At 59.5% G+C, this 24,612-nt stretch carries 20 protein-coding genes and 2 tRNA genes; 11 read left to right on the plus strand and 11 right to left on the minus strand.

The genetic code is table 11. From position 1 onward, the window contains the following. Nucleotides 1–109 precede the first annotated feature (109 nt). Both leuD and leuC read right to left on the minus strand, forming a co-directional pair. On the minus strand, nt 110–751 hold the full coding sequence (gene leuD, locus AO065_RS07570; RefSeq protein ID WP_004882606.1) for a 3-isopropylmalate dehydratase small subunit: 642 nt from the start codon (nt 749–751) through the stop codon (nt 110–112). 10 nt (nt 752–761) lie between these two features. Then, nucleotides 762–2,186 (minus strand): 3-isopropylmalate dehydratase large subunit, encoded by a 1,425-nt coding sequence (gene leuC / locus AO065_RS07575; protein ID WP_004882607.1) that lies wholly within the window; start codon nt 2,184–2,186, stop codon nt 762–764. Nucleotides 2,187–2,330: 144 nt separating this feature from the next. On the opposite strand from leuC, the gene AO065_RS07580 reads away from it, so the two are divergent. Together AO065_RS07580 and AO065_RS07585 are read left to right on the plus strand one after the other, a co-directional pair. Beyond that, the gene (locus AO065_RS07580; protein ID WP_004882609.1) at nt 2,331–3,188 is read left to right on the plus strand and encodes a LysR family transcriptional regulator; all 858 of its coding nucleotides are present in this window, start codon (nt 2,331–2,333) and stop codon (nt 3,186–3,188) included. 92 nt (nt 3,189–3,280) lie between these two features. Continuing rightward, entirely contained in the window at nt 3,281–5,479 is a 2,199-nt protein-coding gene (locus AO065_RS07585; protein ID WP_004882611.1) for a putative bifunctional diguanylate cyclase/phosphodiesterase, read from the plus strand. A gap of 43 nt (nt 5,480–5,522) precedes the next feature. Here AO065_RS07585 and AO065_RS07590 read toward each other — a convergent pair whose 3' ends face one another. The 8 genes from AO065_RS07590 to AO065_RS07635 form a co-directional block, all read right to left on the minus strand. Continuing rightward, nucleotides 5,523–5,966 carry an Hsp20 family protein gene (locus AO065_RS07590; RefSeq protein WP_004882612.1) on the minus strand — a complete coding sequence of 148 codons (444 nt, stop codon included), beginning with the start codon at nt 5,964–5,966 and terminating at the stop codon, nt 5,523–5,525. Nucleotides 5,967–6,067: 101 nt separating this feature from the next. Continuing rightward, complete coding sequence (locus tag AO065_RS07595) at nt 6,068–7,048, minus strand: tRNA dihydrouridine synthase (RefSeq protein ID WP_004882614.1); 981 nt, start codon at nt 7,046–7,048, stop codon at nt 6,068–6,070. A 29-nt stretch (nt 7,049–7,077) separates the two neighbouring features. Continuing rightward, nucleotides 7,078–7,539, minus strand: coding sequence for an acyl-CoA thioesterase (locus AO065_RS07600; RefSeq protein WP_004882615.1), 462 nt, complete (start codon nt 7,537–7,539; stop codon nt 7,078–7,080). A gap of 178 nt (nt 7,540–7,717) precedes the next feature. Further along, nucleotides 7,718–7,787: transfer RNA gene (locus AO065_RS07605), tRNA-Glu, on the minus strand. Between the two features lie 170 nt (nt 7,788–7,957). Continuing rightward, nucleotides 7,958–8,027: transfer RNA gene (locus AO065_RS07615), tRNA-Glu, on the minus strand. A gap of 335 nt (nt 8,028–8,362) precedes the next feature. Then, nucleotides 8,363–9,844 (minus strand): glutamate--tRNA ligase, encoded by a 1,482-nt coding sequence (gene gltX / locus AO065_RS07625; RefSeq protein WP_004882616.1) that lies wholly within the window; start codon nt 9,842–9,844, stop codon nt 8,363–8,365. Between the two features lie 213 nt (nt 9,845–10,057). After that, nucleotides 10,058–10,867: an MOSC domain-containing protein gene (locus tag AO065_RS07630; protein ID WP_004882617.1), complete on the minus strand. Its 810-nt coding sequence runs from the start codon at nt 10,865–10,867 to the stop codon at nt 10,058–10,060. Between the two features lie 93 nt (nt 10,868–10,960). After that, on the minus strand, nt 10,961–11,890 hold the full coding sequence (locus tag AO065_RS07635) for a chemotaxis protein CheV (RefSeq protein ID WP_004882618.1): 930 nt from the start codon (nt 11,888–11,890) through the stop codon (nt 10,961–10,963). Between the two features lie 578 nt (nt 11,891–12,468). Here AO065_RS07635 and AO065_RS07645 point away from each other — a divergent pair. The 3 genes from AO065_RS07645 (at nt 12,469) to AO065_RS07655 (ending at nt 14,849) form a co-directional block, all read left to right on the plus strand. After that, nucleotides 12,469–12,900: a hypothetical protein gene (locus AO065_RS07645; protein ID WP_004882620.1), complete on the plus strand. Its 432-nt coding sequence runs from the start codon at nt 12,469–12,471 to the stop codon at nt 12,898–12,900. Between the two features lie 399 nt (nt 12,901–13,299). Continuing rightward, the gene (locus AO065_RS07650) at nt 13,300–14,190 is read left to right on the plus strand and encodes a sensor histidine kinase (RefSeq protein WP_004882621.1); all 891 of its coding nucleotides are present in this window, start codon (nt 13,300–13,302) and stop codon (nt 14,188–14,190) included. Next, nucleotides 14,187–14,849, plus strand: coding sequence for a response regulator (locus AO065_RS07655; RefSeq protein ID WP_004882622.1), 663 nt, complete (start codon nt 14,187–14,189; stop codon nt 14,847–14,849). The genes AO065_RS07650 and AO065_RS07655 overlap by 4 nt, the downstream gene beginning before the upstream one ends. On the opposite strand, the gene yegS is transcribed toward AO065_RS07655, so the two are convergent. Next, entirely contained in the window at nt 14,833–15,765 is a 933-nt protein-coding gene (yegS, locus tag AO065_RS07660; protein WP_032651117.1) for a lipid kinase YegS, read from the minus strand. The genes AO065_RS07655 and yegS overlap by 17 nt on opposite strands. 519 nt (nt 15,766–16,284) lie before the next feature. On the opposite strand from yegS, the gene AO065_RS07665 reads away from it, so the two are divergent. The 6 genes from AO065_RS07665 (at nt 16,285) to AO065_RS07690 (ending at nt 24,610) form a co-directional block, all read left to right on the plus strand. Then, nucleotides 16,285–17,721 (plus strand): undecaprenyl-phosphate glucose phosphotransferase, encoded by a 1,437-nt coding sequence (locus tag AO065_RS07665; protein WP_004882624.1) that lies wholly within the window; start codon nt 16,285–16,287, stop codon nt 17,719–17,721. Next, nucleotides 17,721–19,178, plus strand: coding sequence for a mannose-1-phosphate guanylyltransferase/mannose-6-phosphate isomerase (locus AO065_RS07670; protein WP_004882625.1), 1,458 nt, complete (start codon nt 17,721–17,723; stop codon nt 19,176–19,178). The genes AO065_RS07665 and AO065_RS07670 overlap by 1 nt, the downstream gene beginning before the upstream one ends. Before the next feature lie 153 nt (nt 19,179–19,331). Continuing rightward, nucleotides 19,332–20,108: a polysaccharide biosynthesis/export family protein gene (locus AO065_RS07675; RefSeq protein ID WP_004882626.1), complete on the plus strand. Its 777-nt coding sequence runs from the start codon at nt 19,332–19,334 to the stop codon at nt 20,106–20,108. Nucleotides 20,109–20,125: 17 nt separating this feature from the next. Beyond that, a complete protein-coding gene (locus AO065_RS07680) occupies nt 20,126–22,117 on the plus strand; it encodes a GumC family protein (RefSeq protein ID WP_004882627.1) in 1,992 nt (663 codons plus the stop codon). Beyond that, entirely contained in the window at nt 22,117–23,295 is a 1,179-nt protein-coding gene (locus AO065_RS07685; protein WP_004882628.1) for a glycosyltransferase, read from the plus strand. Before AO065_RS07680 ends, AO065_RS07685 begins: the two co-directional genes overlap by 1 nt. A gap of 1 nt (nt 23,296) precedes the next feature. Beyond that, nucleotides 23,297–24,610, plus strand: coding sequence for a cellulase family glycosylhydrolase (locus tag AO065_RS07690; protein WP_004882629.1), 1,314 nt, complete (start codon nt 23,297–23,299; stop codon nt 24,608–24,610). Nucleotides 24,611–24,612: the final 2 nt, after the last annotated feature.

Below are 24,612 nucleotides of genomic sequence, written 5' to 3' on the forward strand. Positions count from 1 at the left end.
CGGCGATGAACGATGACGCGATTTTCCTGACACACCGCGTCGACTGCATCGCCGGCAAGCCGCCTCCCACACGTGCTGCGTTACTCAGGAGACAGCCGCTACCCGCCTGTCAGTCGCGAAACAACCACGGTTGGCTTGCACGGTGCTTGCTCTCGAACGTCGCAATGGCATCGGCGTCCATCAGTGTCAGGCCGATGTCGTCCAGGCCATTGAGCAGGCAATGCTTGCGAAACGCGTCGATCTCGAAGCTCAGCACCTTGCCGTCTGGACGGGTCACGGTCTGGGCCTGCAGATCGATAGTCAGTTGATAGCCAGGGCTCGCTTCAACCTGCTTGAACAGTTCGTCAACTTCAGCTTCGGTCAGGATGATCGGCAACAGGCCGTTCTTGAAGCTGTTGTTGAAGAAGATGTCGGCATAGCTCGGCGCGATGATTGCGCAGAAACCGTACTCTTCCAGTGCCCATGGCGCGTGCTCGCGGCTGGAGCCGCAACCGAAGTTCTCACGGGCCAGCAACACGCTGGCTCCCTGATAACGCTCGTGGTTGAGCACGAACTCATGGTTCAGCGGGCGCTTGGAGTTGTCCTGATACGGTTGACCCACATCCAGATAACGCCACTCGTCGAACAGGTTCGGGCCAAAGCCGGTGCGCTTGATCGACTTGAGAAACTGCTTGGGAATGATCTGGTCGGTGTCGACGTTGGCGCGATCCAGAGGAGCGACCAGACCATTGTGCTGGGTAAAGGCTTTCATGCGGGTGTCCTCAGTGCTGGATCAGGTCGCGAACGTCGATGAAACGGCCATTGACGGCCGCTGCTGCTGCCATCGCCGGGCTCACCAGGTGAGTACGGCCGCCAGCGCCCTGACGCCCTTCGAAGTTACGGTTGGACGTCGAGGCACAGTGCTCGCCGGAACCCAGTCGATCCGGGTTCATCGCCAGACACATGGAGCAGCCCGGTTCACGCCATTCGAAACCTGCCTCGATGAAGATCTTGTCCAGCCCTTCCTGCTCGGCCTGCGCCTTGATCAGGCCAGAGCCCGGCACCACGATGGCCTGCTTGATGGTCGCTGCAACCTTGCGGCCCTTGGCGATATCGGCGGCAGCACGCAGGTCTTCGATACGCGAGTTGGTGCACGAACCGATGAACACGCGATCCAGCTGAATGTCGGTGATCGGTTGGTTGGCCTTGAGGCCCATGTACTTCAAGGCACGCTCGATGGAGCCACGCTTGACCAGGTCCATTTCCTGCGCAGGATCGGGCACGTTCTGATCGACAGCCAGTACCATTTCCGGCGAAGTGCCCCAGCTGACCTGTGGTTTGATCTCCGCAGCGTCGAGCCTGACCACGGTGTCGAACACCGCGTCCGGGTCGGAAACCAGATCCTTCCACGCCTCCACCGCCAGATCCCACTCGGCACCTTTTGGCGCAAACGGACGGCCCTTGACGTACTCGACGGTTTTTTCATCGGTGGCCACCATGCCGACGCGTGCGCCTGCTTCGATGGACATGTTGCAGATGGTCATGCGGCCTTCGATGGACAGGTCACGAATCGCACTGCCAGCGAACTCGATGGCGTAACCGTTGCCGCCTGCGGTGCCGATCTTGCCGATCACTGCGAGCACGATGTCCTTGGCGGTCACGCCGAATGGCAGTTGCCCTTCGACTGACACCAGCATGTTCTTCATCTTTTTGGCGACCAGGCACTGAGTGGCCAGCACGTGCTCGACCTCGGACGTACCGATGCCGTGAGCCAGCGCGCCGAAAGCACCGTGCGTCGAGGTGTGCGAGTCACCGCAGACCACGCTCATCCCCGGCAGGGTTGCGCCCTGCTCAGGACCGATCACGTGGACGATGCCCTGACGCGGGTCGTTCATCTTGAATTCGGTGATGCCGTATTCGTCGCAGTTGTCGTCCAGGGTCTGGACCTGCAGACGCGACACCTGATCCTCGATGGCACCGATGCCGCCCTTGCGTTCCGAGGTGGTCGGTACGTTGTGGTCGGGGGTGGCGATGATCGAGTCGATGCGCCACGGCTTGCGCTTGGCAAGGCGCAGGCCCTCGAAGGCTTGTGGCGAGGTCACTTCGTGGATGATGTGACGGTCAATGTAGATCAGCGCAGAACCATCGTCGCGCTGTTTGACCAAGTGCGAATCCCAGAGCTTGTCGTAGAGCGTTTTACCGGCCATTGGACGTACTTCCTCATCAGCTTTTTTATGCCTTGGGCTACGGACGTCCATGGGCCCTTGGCTTGTGTGACCATCCTATGGAATGTGCTTAAATAACTCCAATTCATATTTTTTATGCTTTGGATAACCAACTGGAATGTGACGATGGATCTCGCCAACCTGAATGCTTTTCTGGCCATCGCCGAAACCGGAAGCTTTTCCGGCGCGGGGGAACGCCTGCACCTGACACAACCGGCTATCAGCAAAAGGATCGTAGGCCTTGAGCAGCAACTCGGTGTGCGTCTTTTCGACCGCCTGGGCCGTGAAGTAAGCCTCACCGAGGCGGGACGTGCCCTGCTGCCACGGGCCTATCAGATCACCAACGTGCTGGATGACACGCGTCGGGCGCTGACCAACCTGAACGGCGAAGTGTCCGGGCGCTTGAAGCTGATCACCAGCCACCATATCGGACTGCATCGTCTGCCACCTTTATTGCGCGAGTTCACTCGCACGTATCCGGCCGTGGCGCTGGATATCCGGTTCATGGATTCCGAAGCGGCCTATGACGAAATTCTGCACGGCCGCGCCGAGCTGGCCGTCATCACCCTCGCGCCGGAACCTCATGCACTGGTACGCGCCACTGCCGTATGGGACGACCCGCTGGACTTCGTGGCGGCACCGGAACATCCGCTGGCCAACAGCGGCCCGATGGAACTGGAGGATATTGCACGCTACCCGGCCGTACTGCCCAGCGACAACACGTTCACCCACAAGATTGTCAGCACCCTGTGCGAGGCACATGGCCTCAAGCCTGATATCGCGATGAGCACCAACTACCTTGAAACCATAAAAATGATGGTGTCTATCGGGCTGGCCTGGAGTGTTCTGCCACGCACCATGCTCGATGAACAGGTTGCGCGCATTCCGTTGACAGGCGTGCAACTGAATCGCCAGCTAGGCTACATCCTGCACACGGAGCGGACTCTATCAAATGCGGCCCGGGCATTCATGAAATTGTTGTAATGCGCGATACAGCGGTTGATAGTGTTTTTTTATGCGATACAGGATGCAGATCGATCGTTTTACTGGCTTTATTCATTAAAGGCTCGTGATCAATGCCCAACCTTCTGGACCCGACCATTCTGCTGGCGTCCGCACAGCCTGCAGCCGCGCCAGCGGCACAGGGCACTGTGGAACAGACCCTCAGGGAAACGCAGGATCGCCTGAATCTGGCGTTGAGTTCCGCGCAGATGGGGACTTGGGAATGGGACATTGCTACGGATCAACTGCATGCCTGCGCACGAGCCGCCCAATTGCATGGCCGCGAAGCCCGGCCACTCGATTACGACTTCACCCGTTTTCTGGCGGGCGTACCAACGGTGGAACGTCATCGCATGCGCAGCGCCTACAAAGCGGTGGTCGCCGGTGAACAGGACACCTTCCAGCTGACTTACCGCTTTCAATTGCAAAGCGGCCTGTCACGACTGCTCGAAAGCCGCGCCATCCTTTACCGCAACGCTGACGGCACGCCTTCGAGACTGGCCGGCACGCTGCTGGACATCACCCAGCAGCAGGCCCAGGCCGCACTGGAGGCCAGCGAAGAGAAGTTCGCCAAGGCGTTCCACTCAAGCCCCGACTCGATCACCATCACCGAACTGGGCACCGGCCGGTACGTGGAGGTCAACGACGGTTTCTGCCGCCTCACCGGCTACAGCGCGCCTGAAGTGCTGGGCAGGACGGTCCAGGAGATCGGCATCTGGACCGACCCTGATCAGCGCCAGAGCATGATCGACCAACTACGCGACACCGGCCGCGTGCATCATCGAGAGATGGCGGGCCGCAACAAGAATGGCGATCCGCTGACCCTCGATGTGTCGGTGGAATTCATCACCCTGAACCATACCGCCTGCCTGCTGATGAACGCCCGGGACATCGGCCAGTTGAAAAGCGCTCAGGCACAGATCCAGCATCTGGCCTATCACGACCCGTTGACCGGCCTGCCCAACCGCGCGCTGCTCATGGACCGCCTGAGCCAGCAGCTGTCGCTGCTCAAGCATCACCGCCTGCGTGGCGCGCTGCTGTTCATGGACCTCGACCATTTCAAGCACATCAATGACTCCCTCGGCCACCCGGTCGGCGACAGCGTGCTGAATATCGTCTCCGCTCGGCTCGAGGCCAGCGTGCGCCTCGAAGACACCGTGGCGCGACTCGGCGGGGACGAATTCGTGGTGCTGATCTGCGGCCTTGAAGGCTCACGTCACGAGGTGACCCAACAGGTTCAGGAGCTGTCCGACAACCTGCGCGAGCTGCTGGCGGAACCCATGTTCCTCGACGGCCATCGACTCCAGGTAACGCCGAGCATCGGCATGGTGTTGATCCCGGACGACGGTTCAACTCCTGCCGACCTGCTCAAGCGCGCCGATATCGCGCTGTATCGCGCCAAGGATTCAGGCCGCAACACCGCGCAATTCTTCCACAGCTCCATGCAAAAAGCGGTGAGCCAGCGCCTGCGCATGGAAAACGATCTGCGCCTGGCACTGACCCGCAACGAATTCCACCTGCATTTTCAGGCCCAGGTGGATTGCCGGAACCAGGCTCTCACAGGTGCCGAGGCACTGCTGCGCTGGCAGCATCCCGACTATGGCGTGCTGCCGCCCACTCAGTTCGTGCAGATACTTGAAGAGAGCGGCATGATTCTTGAGGTGGGTAGCTGGGTGCTGGACGAGGCTTGCAAGACTGCCGGTCGCCTGCTCAAACAGGGGCTGATCGCGCACAACGGGTTCCTGATGGGCGTCAATATCAGCCCGCGCCAGTTCAGGCAGACCGACTTTGTCGCACGGGTGGAGCGCAGCCTGAAGCTGCATCAGCTGCCTGCAACCATGCTGAAACTGGAAATCACCGAAGGCATCGTTATCCAGAACCTTGAAGACACCATTGCCAAGATGCGCAGCCTGAAAAAGCTCGGGATCAGCTTTGCCATGGACGATTTCGGCACCGGCTATTCGTCCCTGACGTATCTCAAGCGTCTTCCGGTGGATACGCTCAAGATCGACCAGTCGTTCGTGCAGGATGCCACCAGCGACCCCAATGACGCCGAGATCATTCGCGCGATTGTGGCGATGGCGCAGAGTCTTAACCTCAATGTCATCGCAGAGGGCGTCGAGACCGTCGAGCAACTGGCGTTCCTCGAAAAACTGGGGTGCCACGTGTATCAGGGGTATCTGTTCAGCGAACCGCTGGGCGACTCGCAATTTGAAGCCCTGCTGCGACTCAAGCAGCCCGTTCGGCAGCCGAGCCTGCTTCCAGATCACTAAACGCAGAAAGGCGCCCGAAGGCGCCTTTCCGTTACAGCAGCGATCACTGCTCGATGGCTTTCTGAGTATTCAACGGAATGCGCTTTGGCTTGGCCTCTTCGGGCACATTACGCACCAGATCGATGTTCAGCAGGCCATGGGAAAGATCGGCTCCCCGAACCTCGATGTTGTCCGCCAGACGGAACGACAGCTTGAATTCACGCCGGGCGATGCCCTGATGCAGATAGGTCACGTTTTCGGCTTCGCGTTCGCGCTTGCCGCCAGTGACTGTCAGCACTCCTTTCTCGACCTGCAAATCAAGGTCTTCTTCCTGCATGCCTGCCGCTGCGATCACGATCCGGTACTGATCGTCGCTATGCCGCTCCACGTTGTAGGGAGGGTAGCCACTGGACGAATCATTGCGTGCCGCCGACTCGAAAAGGTCGTTGAAGCGGTCGAAGCCCACTGAGTGACGAAACAGTGGAGCCAGAGAAAATGCAGTCGTCATGATAATTCTCCTGTTAATCAGCGAGTAGTTTGCGCGACCCGGATTCGGCATCGCGTAATCCCCAAACTAGGGTCGGCCACTGACTTTTCAAGAGCGGTTTTTTACGAAAAACACAACCGTTCGTCGGGCTGACTTTCGGCTGAATAACCCAGCAGAACACTGATCCGTTCGCAATCGGTTTCGCGGCGCAAGGCGTTGAACATCAGCGTCGCTTCAGGGTAACTCTTGGTCAGCAGCACCAGCCATTGCTTGAGGCGGCCCGGCGCCTGCACCAGGGTCATCTTGGCCAGGCAATCACCCCAGAACGTGCGCAGCATCGGTTGCAGTTCGGCCCAAGTCATCTCGACCACCTCCTCGCCCGCATGGGCCGCAGCAATCTGGCGGGCCAGATCGGGACGCGCTACCAGACCGCGACCGATCATGATGTCACGGGCGCCACAGATTTCCTGGCAGCGCCGCCAGTCCTCGACCGTCCAGATTTCACCGTTGGCAACAACCGGCACCTTGACCACTTCCTGAATGCGCGCGATCCACTCCCAGTGCGCAGGCGGCTTGTAACCATCGACCTTGGTGCGCGCATGGACCACGATGCGTTCCGCACCACCATCGGCCAGCGCCCGGGCACAGTCCAGGGCACCGTCGGTGTTTTCATAGCCCAGACGCATTTTGGCGGTGACAGGAATGTCGGGGGGCACGGCGCGGCGCACCTGACTGACAATGGAATGCAGCAGGTCAGGCTCCTTGAGCAGAATCGCACCGCCCCGGGAACGGTTGACGGTCTTGGCCGGACACCCGAAGTTGAGGTCCATGACCGGCGCGCCCAGCTCACAGGCAAACGCGGCGTTCTCTGCCAGACAGACCGGATCGGACCCGAGCAACTGCAAGTGCAGCGGCACGCCTGCTGCTGTTTTGGCATCGGTGTGCAGTTCGGAGGCCATCTTGTAGTAATAGGTGGCAGGCATGACCCGCTCGGTCACCCGGATGAATTCGGTCACACACCAGTCGATGCCGCCGACGCGAGTCAGCACATTACGCAGGATGTCGTCGACCAACCCCTCCATGGGCGCCAGAGCAATTTGCATGGGTCACACTCGAAAAAAAGTCCGGCAGTTTACTGCTCGTCACCCGGATTGGGAACGCCGCCGTCCAACATTGCAGCGCCATAGCCTTCGATGAACTCTGACGGCATGCGCTTCGGGCGACCGGTGGACAGTTCGATGCAGACGAAGGTGGTTTGCGCCCGCAACAGTGTCAGGTTGTCTGCGGGACGTTTGAGCTGAAAGCAGCGCGTCATTTTCAGGCGGCGATCCCAATCGACGATCCAGGTCGCGAGTTGCAGCTCATCGCCCTCGTAGGCACTGGCCAGGTAATCGATCTCGTGCCGGACCACAGCCATGGCGCGGTCCAGTCGGCGATACTCGCTGAGGTCCAGACCCAGATACTGCGAATGGCGCCAGGCGCAACGCTCCAGCCAAGTGACGTAGACCGCGTTGTTGGCGTGCCCCAGACCGTCGATATCATCGCCACCCACATTCAGATCGATGACGAAAGGCGTTGCCCGATCCCAGACCATGCTCGCTCCTGCTTGGGTAATTTCGTTGGCGGCAGTGTAGCTGGAATGCATGCCCGACAAGGCATGTCTGGAGATATTCGAAGGCAGGAGACGGGTTCGAAGAAAAAACAAAACCCTGAAAAAACAAAAGGGCCATTCAATAATCGAATGACCCTTGGTCCCGCAGAGCGGGAAATCGTGGCGTCCCCTAGGGGACTCGAACCCCTGTTACCGCCGTGAAAGGGCGGTGTCCTAGGCCACTAGACGAAGNGCAAAACCTTCAGTCAGGTTCATCAGTGATGAACCCTGGCAAAATTGGTGGAGCTAAGCGGGATCGAACCGCTGACCTCCTGCATGCCATGCAGGCGCTCTCCCAGCTGAGCTATNGGATTTATCGCCTCGCGGCGGAGTTCAACCTTCCGGCATCACTCGGTGAAACTGGCGTCCCCTAGGGGACTCGAACCCCTGTTACCGCCGTGAAAGGGCGGTGTCCTAGGCCACTAGACGAAGNAAACCTTCTACCTGATCAGAGTTGGGACTCCGATCGATTCAACACCCTGTTTTACCAGGCCTTGAACCTTGAATTTGGTGGAGCTAAGCGGGATCGAACCGCTGACCTCCTGCATGCCATGCAGGCGCTCTCCCAGCTGAGCTATNACATCAGTGGACGGGGCGCATGTTAAGCGTGAGTCGCTAACCTGTCAAATTTATTTTCGAGAAATTTGAAAGTTTTTCGTCGGCATAACAATCACTTACCGTTTCGGCCCGCAAATCCGAGACCGAGTCGGCCACTGCCTGCCCTGCTCACACGGGCACACAGTGGCTTCTTCACATCACTGATGGGTCAGGCAATGGCGCCCAGCAGTTTTTCCCACTCTTTGTTTTCTTTCTTCGAGACGCCGCCCAGCAGATCAATGGCCTGACGCAGACGGAAACGCGTCAGGTCCGGGCCGAGAATCTCCATCGCGTCCAGCACCGAAACGGAGCTGGCCTGCCCGGTGATCGAGGCGAACATCAGCGGCATGGCATCACGCAGCTTGAGGCCAAGGTACTCGACCACCGACTGGATGCAGGCGGTGATCGGGTCCTTCTCCCACTGACGCAGCGATTCCAGCTTCCACAGGATCAGCTGCATCAGCTGGCGCACCTGATCGCCGGACAGCTTCTTGTGCTCGAACAGTTTCACGTCCGGGGTGACACCACCGGCGAAGAAGAAACTGGCCAATGGCGCGATCTGACTGAACGTCTCGACGCGGCCCTGCACGTGCGGTGCGATCTTCATCATGTAATCGGGGTTCAGCGCCCAGTTCTGCACACGAGCGGCAAACTCCTCGACCGGCAGCTCACGCAGCCACTGACCGTTGAGCCAGGACAGCTTCTCGATATCGAAAATCGGACCGCCCAGCGACACGCGGGACAGGTCGAAGTGCTCGACCATTTCCTGCAGCGAGAACTTCTCGCGCTCGTCCGGCATCGACCAGCCCATGCGGCCCAGGTAATTGAGCATGGCTTCAGGCATGAAGCCCATGCGCTCGTAGAAGGTCACCGAGGTCGGGTTCTTGCGCTTGGACAGCTTGCTCTTGTCCGGGTTACGCAGCAGCGGCATGTAGCACAGCTGCGGCTTGTCCCAGCCGAAGTATTCGTACAGCAGAATCAGTTTCGGGGCCGAGGGCAGCCACTCTTCGCCACGCAACACGTGGGTGATGCCCATCAGGTGGTCATCGACCACGTTGGCCAGGAAGTAGGTCGGCAGACCGTCGGTCTTCATCAGGACCTGCATGTCCATGCGGTCCCACGGGATTTCCACTTCGCCACGCAGCAGGTCCGGCACCACGCAGACGCCTTCGGTCGGCACCTTCATGCGAATGACGTGCGGCTCGCCAGCGTCCAGACGACGCTGCACTTCCTCTTTGGAAAGCAACAGCGCACGGCCGTCGTAACGCGGGGTCTCGCCACGGGCCATCTGCTCGGCACGCATTTCGTCCAGCTCTTGCGCGGTGCAGAAGCATGGGAAGGCATGGCCCATTTCGACCAGCTGCCGGGCGTACTTCTGGTAAATCTCGCCCCGCTCGCTCTGCCGGTAAGGACCGTGCGGTCCGCCAACGTCGGGACCTTCGCTCCACTCGATGCCCAGCCAGCGCAAGGCGTCGAAAATCTGCTGTTCGGACTCACGGGTCGAACGCAGCTGATCGGTGTCTTCGATGCGCAGAATGAACTCGCCACCATGCTGCTTGGCAAAGCAATAGTTGAAAAGTGCGATGTAAGCCGTGCCAACGTGGGGGTCGCCCGTGGGCGATGGCGCGATGCGGGTACGAACGGTGGTCATGGAAAATCCCGAAATAAGGTCGATCAAGCGCGGAATGTTAACAGGCCCGGGGCGCTGGGCTCCAGCGCGGGTGCTGGCAGATCAGTGATCGTTACTCCTCTGCGCTCATCGTATACAAAGTCTGCCTCGACACTGATCGTGCCCATCGCTCTGCGTCACGGGCGGCACAGATTGCGGATTCGGTGAGCCGAGCGCATGGCCCAAGTCACCCTTTCACTCCAGCACCTCTACCTCCATACCCACCTCAAGCTCGCCCGGCCCGACGTTGACCATGTTCTGTCCGAACATTACATTGCCTTCGACTTCACGATAGCTCTTCAGGGTCGCAAAAGGTTCGCGATCAGGACTGCGCTCGCCGGTAGCCGGGTCGATAGTCGTTAGGATGCAGCGGGCGCAGGGTTTGAGCAGTTCGAAGTGCATGTCGCCGATGCGGATACGCTTCCAGTTGTCTTCAGCGAAGGCTTCGGCACCTTCGATCACCAGGTTGGGCCTGAAGCGCAGCATTTCCACCTCCCTGCCCAGCCTGGCAGAGAGATCGTCGAGCGAGCCCTGACCGATCAACAGAAGCGGAAAGCCATCGGCGAAGTTGACACGATTGTCGACCGATCCGTATCCGCCGGGCAGCCAGCGGGCGCGCTCGACGGGCATGTAAACCATGCGCGTCGGCTTGCCGATGAAGCGACTGACCCAGTCGGCCGCCTCTTGGCCCGCGTCAGGCACCTGCAGCGAGTCGCGCCAGACGGTCACGCCGCGCAGGTTGTCCTGCACATCGATCGGAACGGCGACATCAAGCGGTGCAAAGCCAGGCGCATTGAGTGTCACCCCTCCACCGGCATTCCACAGCACCGACAGCTGTGACATGTGCGACACCGCGCGTTGGGTCAGAAAACGCCCTGTGCTCTCGTCAACCAGCATCCAGCGTCGGTCACCCGCCAGCCCCAGGCTGTCGAACGACGCCCGTTGCAGGATTTCCGCCTTGCAGGATTTGAGAGGAAAACGATAGAGCGCGCGCAGACGTAGCATGAACGGTTCCTTGGGTGGCTCGAAAAGCTTTGACGTGAACGGCAAAGCTTATACGAACAGGAACCTCACAGGCAGTTCGGGTAAGGCGGTGAATCAGTGAGTCAGCATCATCAGGCGCTCACGCACTACTTCAACCAGCTTGTCGGGCTGGAACTTGGACAGGAAGTTGTCGCAGCCGACTTTCTTGACCATCGATTCGTTGAAACTGCCGGACAGCGAGGTGTGCAGCACGATATACAACGCACGCAGACGCGGATCGTTGCGAATCTCGGTGGTCAGACGGTAACCATCCATTTCCGGCATTTCGGCGTCGGTGAACACCATCAGCAGTTTCTTGTGCACGTCCTCACCGGCGTCAGCCCAGCCCTTGAGCATGTTCAGCGCCTTGAGACCGTCACTGGCAACGTGAAGCTTCAGCCCCAACTGCGACAGGGTGTCACGCAACTGAGCCAAGGCAACCTTGGAGTCATCCACCAGCAGCACTTCACGACCGCGCGCGCCCTCGAGCACCGGATCTTCGAGCTTCTCGCGAGAGACCTTGGCGTTGTAAGGGACGATCTCGGCGAGCACTTTCTCAACATCGATGATTTCTACCAATTGATCATCGACCTTGCTGATCGCGGTCAGGTAATGCTGACGGCCCGCACTGGCAGGCGGCGGCATGATCGCATCCCAGTTCATGTTGACGATGCGATCCACACCGCCCACCAGAAACGCCTGAACCGAGCGGTTGTATTCGGTCACGATAATGGTGCTGCCCGGACCCGGCACCAGAGGCCGCATGCCGATCGCCTGGGACAGGTCGATCACCGGCAGCGTCTGACCCCGCAGGTTCACGACTCCGCAGACGAAGGAGTGTCGTTGCGGCATCAGGGTGAGCTTGGGGAGCTGCAATACTTCCTGAACCTTGAACACGTTGATCGCGAATAACTGCCGACCGGCCAGGCGGAACATGAGAATTTCCAGGCGATTCTCGCCCACCAGCTGTGTGCGTTGATCTACTGTGTCGAGAATGCCAGCCATTTTAGCTCCTGAAGCGTTGGTCACGATGAGTCTGCTTAACGTATATCGGCTGAAACGAGCCGGACCTTAATGGCAATGAAAAGCCGATTTCAGGCATTGATGTCACATTACCATCATGCTTTACTGATGTCCCATCGCAAAAAGTGTCCGTGCGACTCCGTACTTGCGCCCGCCACTCAGCCCCTATAAACAGGGTCATTACGCTCGCCCCTAGGTTTTACCCTGAATGTCTATCGGGGAATACCTGATATGATCGCTATCTCATTGCCACTATTGTGACGCCATTCTCATTGCACGAATGGAGTCAGGCCTGTGTTCGCGTTCCAGTCCTTGCAATCGACCAGCCCCGTCGGGACCGACGTTTCGCTGGTACGGGTTACCATTGCAGACGAAGCAGCGCGTTTTTTGCGTCCTGACCGCGGGATTGGATCCACATGGATCGTCCCTGGCGCACATCAATACGCCATCGCTGAGATACATTCCGAAACGCCCTACAGACTTTCAGATGAAATCGACATTAACTGTCAGCCATTCGCGGCGGGCGAGAGTTCGCTGTCCATGATGTGTGGAGATACAGGATGCTGAGCAGTAACGAATGGCAGCAGAAACATGAACAGTTTCTGGCCGAATCCCAGGCGCTTTTATATAAATCGGAAGAGTGCCTGTCGCACCTCGAGTTGATCGGCGACGATGAAGATGCAGTCAATTGCCTGCTGGCCTCGCTGCTGACACTGACCAACAAGGCCGACGACGCATCCGTTCAATGTATAGCGGACTTCACTCGGCGACTGCGCTGCCTGCTCGACAACGCCGACCCGGCCAACGGACTGTCACAGGAAACACTGGCGACGGTCAAAAGTTGCCTGGCCCTTGTTTCATGGCAGTTGGAACTCCTCGACCCCAATACCGGAGAGCTGGTCATGGACAACGAGGAACAGCAGGAACTGTTGGGCAGACTGGCTGCCCTCTCGGCCTGTTCAGATAAAGCCGTGGACGCTGCACGCGAATAAGCAGGACGAAAACGCCGACCTTCTTTCAATGAAAAGATAACCCCCTTTTGCAGAAGGCACGGCACTTTGATGATGCGTTCACACCTCCCCGGTCGGCTTTGAGATATGCGCGCGAATACTCCCCGCTTTCACTGACCTGCATGCCATCCATTCCGTCGGCACACTGCGCAGTTAAACGTTTGGTTGACACGCATGTAAGGTAAGATTGTCCGACACCCATGACGTGCTGTTCACAGACGTGACGGCGGACATGACTGCGGGTTTGACTGGAATGGAATCAAAAGTGTCGAGTTCAATTTCCTTGAATATACTCAAACAGTCAGTTGATCCTGCGATCAATATTAAATTGACATCAAGCTGTCCGATTATTGGCTATGGCTATTAATGGCGCGAATCGATATGCATGCCATCGTTCGGTCTTTCAGTTTGGGCTCTGATACGACCAACCGGGTCAAGTGGGTCATAGCCGCGCTCTGTGCCAGTGCAGCGCTGGGTAATACGGTGCTGTTCATCCGTTCTTCGTATTTCCCGGCCAGCCTGCTGACGCTCAATCTGATGGCGTTTGCCAGCCTCTGTTTCTATCTTTGGCGCACCAGCCGTCTGATCCAGTTGCAACCGCAGGAACTGGCGCAGCGAATGCTGGATGTTCAGGAAACCGAGCGGCAACGTCTGAGTCGCGAACTCCATGATGACATCGGCCAGATGCTGACCGGTGCTCAGTTGCAACTGGCCTGGTTGCAACGTCGACTGCCTGCCGAATTGAATACTCATGCCGGGCAGCTTGAGGCAACCCTTGCAGAAACGCTGGGCAAAGTCCGCGACCTTTCCGCCATTCTCAATCCTCGCCAGTTATCGAGTCTGGGACTTGAAGGCGGGCTGCGCGCCCATCTGGTCAGCGCGCTTGCCAACAGCCAGACCCATTGGAGCCTGGAGTGCCAACAGCGTTTGAACGGAATTCCGGAAGAGATGGCCGTCGCCGCCTACCGTATCTGTCAGGAAGCGGTGACCAACATGCTGCGCCATGCCCAGGCGAAAAATCTGTTGATACGGTTCGAACGTCAACCTGCCGGGCTGTCGATACTGATCGCCGACGACGGCACGGGCTTCGAGCCTGCCGCCCAACCCCGACCCGAAGGCAACGGCCTGGCCGGCATGCGTGAACGCGTCACGCTGCTGGACGGATCCTGGTCGCTGCATAGCGGACAGGGACTGGGTACTCGAATCGAAGTCATGTTTCCCTGGGCGCCCCGTTCGGGCGAGCGCGCCCGTTTGCACAAGAAAACACAATGACCTGCAATCTGTTACTGGTGGACGACCATTCACTGATCAGGGCTGGCGTACGCGCTCTGGTCTCGGACATTCCCGGCTATGCCATCGTCGGGGAAGCGTGCGACGGCAGTCAGTTGTCGGGGCTCGCGCACCGCCTCAAGCCGGACATCATCCTGCTGGACATCGGCATGAAGGACATGAACGGACTGGACGCACTGGAGCAGTTGGTCAAGGTCCAGCCGGACTGCAAGGTTCTGATCCTGTCGATGCACACCGAACCGGACATCATCATGCGCGCGCTGGAGGCAGGCGCTCATGGCTATTTGCTGAAAGACGCCACGGCGACCGAGCTGGAGCAGGCGTTGAAAGCCTTGCGCAATGGCGAGCGCTACCTGAGTCCGGCAATCGCCCATACCGTGATCAACCGGGCCTTGCAGAGCCAGCGCACAGGAAAGTCCGAGCTGCCACAGGAGAAGTACAACCTCACGGCTCGTCAGCTGGAAATCCTGCGCCTGATCGTGAGGGGCAAGTCCACTCGGGAAATCGCCAGCGGTCTGAATCTGAGCATCAAGACCGTCGAGACCCACCGCTCACAAATCATGAAGCGGCTGCAGATTTTCGATGTGGCCGGTCTTGTGCTGTTCTGCGTCCGGGAGCGGATCATCAGCCTGGACGATTGAGCTGCAGCGCATTGCCGGATCCTGTGGACAGCACCGGCGAGTCGTCCGGCAGGTGCACCCTGAGCGCCGCAGGCCGTGCCTCGAACCGCAAGTCTTCGCCAGACAGCGGCTCGCCGTCCAGATTGATTTCCAGTCCTTGGGCAGACCTGAGTTCTACCCACGGCAGACGTGCACGAACGAACATGTTATCGAAACCCAGTCCGCCTTCCAGCAGGCTCCTCAGCGTGCCGACCACTTCCTGAGGTGCAGGCAGGATGCTGATGTCCAGCATGCCGTCATCAGCCAGCGCCGTTGGACACAGCACATGCCCGCCACCCGCCTGCCGACCGTTGCCAATGCCCAGCGCCAGAAGATCGCCACGCCAGTGAAAATCCGGTCCGATCAGTTCGCCGTGAGCGGCATGCAGCTCGCTGAAACGGGTAAGCCCGGTAAACAGGTAAGCGGCGCCGCCCAGCACTTTCTTGAGGTCTTCCGAGGTATTGGCTGTCACCTGGCTGCCGAAGCCTCCGGTGGCCATATTCAGAAACAGCTTGCCGCCCACTTCGCCCAGATCGACGGGACGCGGTGTGACGTCCATCAACTCCAGCGCCTGGTCGACCTCGAGCGGCACGCCGGCGGCACGGGCAAAGTCATTGGCGGTGCCCAGCGGCAGAATGGTGAGGCTGGTATCGGTTTCCGGCGCCTGGGCCAGGGCCTCGGCGATATCGCGCAACGTACCGTCGCCACCGCCTGCCACGATATGGCGGTGCCCGGCGGCCAGCGCTTCGCTGACCAGACGCTGGGCATCGCCCCCCTCCCAGGTCAGGCGCACATCAAGGTCCCAGCCTTGCCTGCGTTTTTCGGCGACGCCATTTCTTACATCTTCATTGAGCGATTGCTTGCCGTGAAGAATGAGCATAGCCCTGCGTTGTGTCATGAAACCCCCTCTGGTGACCGGTACGAGTACCACATATGAGCGACGCTTTCGTTTGCCAGCGCCTGACTGCATTTGGCACAGCGCAGGGTTGTGACCCCGCCAAATTGAAAAAAGCCCGTCCAGATGAATATTTTTTTGATCCTCTTGACAGAGGGTTTACGCCCGTAGATTCGGAGGTAAGTCGGCTTGCCTGTCTAATAGCCACTCGCCTGCACCGTTCATCACAACATTGGTCCTCTCCCTTTTCAGTTTCATGAGCTTTACTACAGCGAAACCCTCCGTTTGAGTGTTTTCACTCACAAACGGCTGAAATTTCTCACGTTAATACGGGCACCGGCCGATATACACAAAGTGGTAGCTACAAATTGCAGGCTCAAAAACCGTCAGTTCGACAACTTATTGGCTACGCTTCAGCAAACTCCGTAAAGAAGGTGTTTTTTTGACTCTGCGCTTGAACGACACAGCTCACACAAAGATTCGGCACGGGTGCCGTGGGGTTACAGGAAGTAAGGGAGCTTTATGAGGTTGCAACCGGTAGACAGCCTGTCGCTCACTCGCACCAGTCTGGTGGAGTATTTTCTGTTCGGTATCCGCATCGCGCATGCTCTCGCCTGCATGCTCCCCGGCCTGCTGCTGGGTGCGTTCATGCCGGACGGTGTGATGGAGAAACCTCAGAATTACCTGGCGATGCAGGTCTTCTTCGGCATTGTCGTGGTGCTGATCTTTCAGGCCATGGGCGTGTATTCGGAGGCGCTGTTCAGCAACGCCCTGCGCCTTCGCTCAATCGTGATCGCCTGGTCGGCGTCGTTCGGCCTGCTGCTGTTCATGCAACGCACCCTCGGCCTGTTCGGCAACCTCTCCAACGAACATCTGGTGTTCTGGTATGTGGCCAGCCTCTTTCTGTATTGCGTCATCCGTCTGCTGATGCTGGCACTGTTCAAACACCAGATGCGCAAAGGCGTGTTCCTGCAGAACGCCGTGATTCTGGGGGCCACCGAGAACGGTATGCGCCTGGCCGAGTACCTGCTCCAGCATCAGGACATCCGCTCGGGCGTGATGGGCTTCATTGATGACCGCATCGGCCGCATGCCCAAGACCGTCGCCAACCTGCCGCTGCTGGGCAATACCAGTGATCTGGAGCGGTTGATCCGCGAAGAGAAAGTCACCCAGGTCCTGGTTGCCCTGCCCTGGACCGCCGAAAACCGCATGGACCACATCATTCACGAGCTGCGCCGGTTTCCGGTCAACGTGCTGCTGGTACCGGACATGGTCGCGTTTCGTCACAGCCATAACCGCATCACGGAAGTGGCCAAGCTGCCGATGTTCAATGCCTCGGACGTGCCGCTCAACGGCTGGTCTCCGTTCATCAAACGCGCCGAGGACATTGTGCTGTCCTCGCTGGCGCTGCTCGCACTGTCACCGTTCATGCTGCTGGTCGCACTGGCGATCAAGCTCGACTCACCGGGTCCGGTGTTCTTCAGGCAAAAGCGCTACGGCTATAACAACCGCCTCATTGAGGTATTCAAATTTCGCTCGATGCATCAGCACCAGGCCGATGCAACGGCGGAGCAACAGACCACCCGGGGCGATGCCAGGATCACCCGGGTCGGGCGTTTCATCCGCAAGACCAGCCTGGATGAGCTGCCACAGCTGTTCAATGTGGTGGCAGGCAGCATGTCGATGGTGGGCCCGCGCCCCCATGCGACGGCAACGAAAGCGGCAGGCATTCTTTTCGAGCAGGCGGTGAAGGAGTACACGTCGCGACATCGAGTCAAACCCGGCATCACCGGACTGGCTCAGATCAACGGCTATCGTGGGGAAACAGACACCGTGGAAAAAATCGAAAAACGCGTCGAGTTCGATCTTGAGTACATAGAAAACTGGTCCGTCTGGTTCGACCTCTACATCCTTATGCGCACTGTTCCGGCAGTGCTCTTCACTCGTGAGGCTTATTGATGAGCACCCTCATTCCCTGCATCATCGCCGGCGGCTCCGGCACCCGTTTGTGGCCTGTCTCCCGTGAAGCCATGCCCAAGCCGTTCATGCGCCTTCCCGACGGCGAAAGCCTGCTGCAGAAAACCTTCAAGCGCGCGGCCGCCCTGCCCCATGTCGAGCGCCTGCTGACGGTGACCAACCGGGAAGTGTATTTCCGTACGGTCGATGACTACCGACAGTTGAACAAAAGCAAGGTCAGGCTGGATTTCATCCTCGAGCCTTTCGGGCGCAACACTGCCGCTGCCATTGCTGCTGCCGCAGTGCACGTCACCCGTTTGTACGGAGGCGACGCACAGTTGCTGGTGCTGCCTGCCGACCATCTGATCACCGATATCGAAGCCTTTTCCCGCGCCGTGTCGGCTGCGCAAGAGCTTGCCTCGCAAGGCTGGCTGGTGACGTTCGGCATTCTGCCGACCAAGCCGGAGACCGGTTTTGGTTACATCGAGAAAGGCCAGTCGCTCAATGCAGACGCGTACCAGGTTGCACGTTTCGTCGAAAAACCCGATGCGGCGAGCGCCCAGGGTTATCTGGACGGCGGCCTGCACCTGTGGAACGCGGGAATGTTCTGCCTGCGCGCCGATGCGGTTTTGCGCGAGCTGGAAACCCACGCGCCGGATGTGCTGAGCGCCGTCAGGGCCTGCCTGGAGCTAAGCGTAAGCAAGGAAGGCAACCGGGAATTGCAGGTCGAACTCGACAGCGAATCGTTTGGCCTGGTGCCGGATATTTCCATCGATTACGCGCTGATGGAGCGCTCCGACAAGGTGGCGGTCGTGCCCTGTGAACTTGGCTGGAGCGACATCGGCTCATGGGAAGCCGTGCGCGAACTGAGCGGTGCCGACGCCCACGGCAACCAGTGCAACGGCCAGACCGTGCTGCACGACGTGACCAATTGCTACATCGATTCGCCCAAGCGGCTGGTCGGCGGTATCGGTCTGGACAACCTGATCATCATCGACACCCCGGACGCGCTGCTGATTGCCGATGGCACACGCACTCAGGACGTGAAGGTCATCGCTCAGGAGCTCAAACGTCAGGGCCATGACGCCTATCGCCTGCACCGCACGGTCACTCGCCCCTGGGGCACCTACACCGTCCTGGAAGAAGGCAAACGTTTCAAGATCAAGCGCATCGTGGTCCGTCCGCAGGCGTCGCTTTCGCTGCAGATGCACCACCATCGCAGCGAGCACTGGATTGTGGTGAGCGGCATGGCGAGGGTCACCAATGGCGAACGCGAGTTCATGCTCGACACCAACGAGTCGACCTTTATCAAGCCCGGTTTCACCCATCGACTGGTCAACCCCGGCGTCATCGATCTGGTGATGATCGAAGTGCAGAGCGGCGAGTACCTGGGTGAAGACGACATCGTGCGCTTTACCGACGTCTACGGGCGCGTAGCCGAGCAGACCGTGAAAACCTGATCACGCTTCACACGGGCAAGGCCGCTGATGGCGGCCCCGCTTTACTCGACATTGAGGACTGGACCCACCCGAAACGAACCTGGCTGTAACCCTACACATGATTTTATTACCCGAAAGGGAGCCGTATTCGTGCATGAAAGGAGTTCAGGATAAATGAAACGCATGATGCTGATCGTCAGCCTATTGCTGCTTGGCGCTTGTAACACCCCCTCAAGGGTCGGTCTGCCCGACGATCCGGCGCAGATCGAAGCAGGCCAGGCAGCCGGCAGGGCGCTGGCGGGCAAGCCGTTGCCACCGGAGCGCATCCGCCCCGGTGACACCTTGCGTATCGTGCGTAATACCGGAGAGTCGCCGTCCATCTCGGCGTTCACCGCCAACTCGATCTATGAGCTGACGCTGTTTCAGGTGCTCAACGACGGGACCTTTTCCTATCCGTATATCGGCACCGTCAAGGCAGCCGGTCTGACGCTCCAGCAACTCAACGACCTGCTGGAAAGCAAGCTGCAGAACGTCTATCGCGAAACGGCCCTGACCATCAACATCTCCCAGTCACCGGGCAATACGGTGTTCGTGGGCGGCGCGGTGCGTAACTCGGTGACCCTGCCGGTCAACGTGGCCACCAGTCTGGCGCAGGCGATTGTTGGTGCAGGCGGTGTCGCACTCGATGCCGATGCCTCTCAGGTAGCCCTGCTGCGCCAGGAAGACGACGGCCTCTACAAGACCTATTTCTTTGACTACAGCAAGTTTCTCTGGGCAAGCGCAGGCGGCCCCACCGCACCGGTTCTGCTCAAGCGCGGCGACATCGTGTTCGTTCCCAAATCCACGGTCGGCAACAAGGTTGACGGCGTAACCCTGTACTTCAACCAGTTGATTCCTTTCGCGAAGTCGATCGGGCTGGGTCTGAATTACGAGCTGCGCAACAGCAATTAATTGTCAGGGAAACAGACATGATCAATATCCGCTCATTTCGCGACCTGCTGCGCCTGCTGTTCATTTTTCGGCACGAGGTCAAGATCACCGTAGTAGCGACTTTCGTTGTCGTGCTGCTGGGGGCCCTGCTGCTGCCCAACCGCTATGAATCCACCGCATTGCTGCTGGTCAAGCCTGGCCGGGACAGCAGCACGGTGCCCATCGAGCTGTCTAACCGCCAGGCCATCGTAGTACCCAGCGCGTTGCGCGACCCTTTGCTGGACGAAGAGCGCATGCTGACGGGACGCCCGATCATGCGCAAAGTGTCGGAGAAATACCTGGCTGAACTGTCCCGTGCCGAACCCGAAACCGGTGTTCTGGCGTCGATCAAGAACGGTCTGAAAAGCGTCGTCGGCGCGGTCGTGGGCGCCGGTCGCAGCGTGCTGCAATTTATCGGGCTGGTTGAAAAACGCACCCAGGCCGAGCGCATGGCCGAAGACCTGGAAAAGAACTTCAAGGTCCGTCACGAGCCGGGCTCGTCGGTCATGGAGCTGACCTTTACCTGGAACGACCCGACCACCGCGCAAACCGTACTCAAAACCTGGATCGAAGAGTATCAATTGCAGCGCACCAAGACCCTGGGACGCGTCAGCCTGTACACGTTCTACGAATCGGAAGTGAAGAACACCGGCGACAACATCATTTCGTACAAGAAGCAGATTCAGAACTACCTGAATCAGCTGAGTGCCGTGAGCATTTCCCAGCGTCTGGCCGACACCTCGCAAGGTTTGAATGATCTGCGCACCGAGCGTAACAATACGACCCGCGCCATTGCCTCTACCAAGGCAGGGCTCGACCTGCTGAAGAAACAACTGGCCGCACAACCCAAGACGGTGTCCGCCGGACGGGAACTGACCCTCAACCCCAACCGCCAGGACCTGCAGAACCGCATCAACGGCAAGGAAGTCGAGCGTCAGGAACTGTTGCGTTCATTCAAGGAACAGGCACCGCCGATCCGCGCAGTGAACGAGGAGATCAACAACCTCAAGAAACTGCTCAACGAGCAGGACGCCACGGTCCAGCGTTCGGAAAGCATCACGCCCAACCCGATCTACAACCGCATGCAGAACGTGTATGCAGACCAGCAGACCAGCTTCGCGCGTTTGCAGACCCAATTGACGCAGCAGAATACCCAGATCGCCCAACTGGAAGCCGACCGTCAACAGGCGCTGAATCTGGAGCCAGAGCTTTCGCGCCTGCAGAACGAGCTGGATGCCGCCGAGAAAAGCTACGCGCTATACACCGACAGCCTTGAAAAAGCGCGCATCGACCGTGAGCTGGACAACAGCCAGATCAGTAACATCGCGACCATCGAAGAAGCCACCTACAACCCCAGCCGTGTTTTCCCGAAAAGCCTGCTGATGGTGCTGCTCGCCTTCCCGCTCAGTCTGGTGGTCGGCGCGCTGGCCCTGTACTTCTTCTACCTGCTTGATCAACGCATCCATGACGGCGACAAGATCGAGAGCACGTTCAAAGTGCCGGTGTGGACCACCCTCCCCGATCTGGAACACGCTCAGGAACGCAGCGCTGCGTTTATCTCCAACCTGCACCGGATATACGGCATCCTGCCGCTGGATCAGGTGGATGAAAAAGGCCTGACGCTGGGATTCACCTCTGTGAAAGCGGGCGCCGGGGTGTCGTTCGTGATCGAGCGTCTGGCTGCACTGCTGATCGAGCAAGGACATCAGGTGCGTACCGAAAATCGTGCGCCTGCACGGCCGGGCGAGATCGTGCTGATCAACGCCTCCGGGGTGTCCACCAACCAGGAAGCTTTCGTGTTGCTGCGCAACGCCGACCTGATTCTGCTGGTGGTTCGGGCCAAGGACACCACGGTGCCGATGCTCGAAGACACCTTGCACAACCTCAATACCGCGTTCAAGAAAGTCGACGGCGTCATCATCAACCGTCGGCGCTTTGAAGTACCCGAGAACGTGTTGAAATTTCTCAAGCGTATCGGGAGCCGTGGCTGATGCGTATTGCCTTGCTCGCCCCGCTGCCGCCCGAGCAGAACGGCATCGCCGACTATGCGGGCCATCTCAGGCAGGCCCTCGAAGCACTGGGCCTGCAGGTGGTGACACCGTTGCAGGGGGTCGGCAACGATCCACGCGCTGCCACCCAGCGTGTGGCCGAAACCGACTGGAGCGCCATCGACGTGGTGCATGCCGAACTGGGTGGCGGTCGACTCGCCGAGTTCCAGGCATTGCGCGCCTTGCAACGGCGCTTTCCCAAATTGCCGCTGACCGCCACCGTGCATGACCCGGAGCGTCTGGTCTGGCGTCGGGAAAAGCTGCCCTGGCCGTTGTCGATTGCCAGTGGGATGCGCTCTCCACTGCCGGAAATGGCCACCGTGCTGGCCGATCCCCTTTGCCTGCACGAGGAACGGCAACTGGCCCGGCACATGACTCGCCTGGTGACACTGACCCAGGCAGGCAGCCAGAGCCTGCGCCAGCGCATGGGCCTCAAGCCCGCGCAGATGGAAGTCATCAGCCACGGCAACATGGACATCGCTCCGGCGCCGTTACCGCCGATGAAACCGCTGCGCCTGCTGTACTTCGGCTTCATCTATCGCGGCAAGGGCATCGAAGACCTGCTCGATGCACTGGCCGGCGTTTTTACCGAGAAACCGGCCTTGCGCTCGACCGTACGCCTGACCCTCGCGGGCGGCAGCGAGCCGGAGATGGCGTTCGGCCCTTCCGGCAGCTATCTGGAGCAGTTGCGGCTGCGCATCCGTCAACTCGGGCTGGTGGACCTGATCGACTGGCAATTGGACCTGCCTGCCGAAGAGATTCCACAGGTCATCCAGGCTCATCATGTGATGGTCCTGCCCTACCGCGAATCGAGCAAACTCAAGGTGCTGGGCAAATTGCGCGGGACCAGCGGCGCCCTGTCATGGGCCGTGGCCTGCGGTCGCGGCGTGATCACCTCCGACGCGCGCTCGTTCGCCGAAGAGGTGTCGCACGGCAACGGCATGATCTATCCGCAGGGCGATGTCCAGGGGCTTGCCGACGCGCTGGTGAAAGTCTGCACCAGCCCGGAGCTGATCGCCCAGTGGGCGGAAAAGGCCTCACTGATGGGTCGGGCCAGAGTCTGGAGCCACACCGCCGAGCGATTCCAGAATGTATTCCGGCAAGCCTGCGAGGTGCATTGAGATGGCGCATCGTTCAACCCTCCTGCGGTCCGTGGCCGCCGCCCTGATCAGTGCCACGCTGGCCGCTGCCAGTCAGGCGGCGACCGTGCTGAAAGCACCGCGGCCGGTGGTCTGGCAGGACTTTCTCGGCGTCAACGTGCAGTTTCAGTACTTTGCGCCGGACATCTATCAGCAACAGATGGCGCGCCTCGACGAGCTGGGACTGAACTGGGTACGCCTGACCATTCACTGGCCCGTCATCGAACCGCAGAAGGACAAGTTCGCGCTGTCGGAGCTGGACGCGGCGATGGAGGCGATCAAGACGCATCATTACAACACGCTGGCCTATATGGTGGGCTCGGCGCCCTTCGCCAGCAGCGCACCGCCCGGCGCGACGGGTCGTGACCAGTATCCGCCCAGGGATTTTTCCACCTTCGCCGCGCGCATGGTGAGCCTTGCCCAGCGTTACCCGCAGGTGAACAACTGGCAGGTGTGGAACGAGCCGAATATCGTCTGGCTGCCCAAGGAAGACCCGGCAGCCTATGGCCGATTGCTGACCACCACAGCCCAGGCCCTAAGAACCGCGGTGCCGGAAAAAACCATCGTGACCGCGGGCATGGCGTACTACAGCCAGATGCACAGCACGCCCGGCTACATGTTGCAAAGTCTCCTTGATGGCGGGCTGGGCACCCAGAACATCGTGGCGGCCTACCATCCGTATTCCGAATACCCCGAAGGCGATTCGGTCCCGGACCGGGATTTTCTGGTGCGTGCCAATGCCATGAACAACCTGCTGCACAGCAACGGCGTCAGTCAGGTATGGGCCACCGAGTGGGGCTGGTCGAGCTACGACGGCCCGGTGGAAATGCAACGACTGATCGGCACGTCCGGTCAGGCCGACTACACCCTGCGTCGCCTGGCTCTGATGAGCGCTCTGGATTTCCAGCGCATCTTCCTGTTCAACCTCAGCGACCTGGACGAGCGCGCCTCGGCTCGCGATCAGGGTTATGGTCTGCTGGATCTGCAGGCCAGCCCAAAGCCTGTCTACACCGCGCTGAAGAATTTTCTGACCATCACCGGACCGCGCGTTACACCGACTGATCCGCCCGCCGTCAGTCAGGTGCCCGATGACCTGTACGCGGTGACCTGGAGTCGCGAGGACGGTAAACATCTGCTGATGGTCTGGAGCGCCTCGGGCGTCAGCCTGACCTTTCCCGCCATCAACGACGCCATCGTGCATGACCCGCTGACCGGCAGCCGGATTCCATTGTCCGCCACCAAGGGCATCACCCTGGTGCTCAAGCCGACCCTGCAAATTCTGGAATGGAAGCCCTGACC

It is taken from the genome of Pseudomonas viridiflava (genome assembly GCF_001642795.1).
Taxonomy (GTDB): domain Bacteria; phylum Pseudomonadota; class Gammaproteobacteria; order Pseudomonadales; family Pseudomonadaceae; genus Aquipseudomonas; species Aquipseudomonas viridiflava.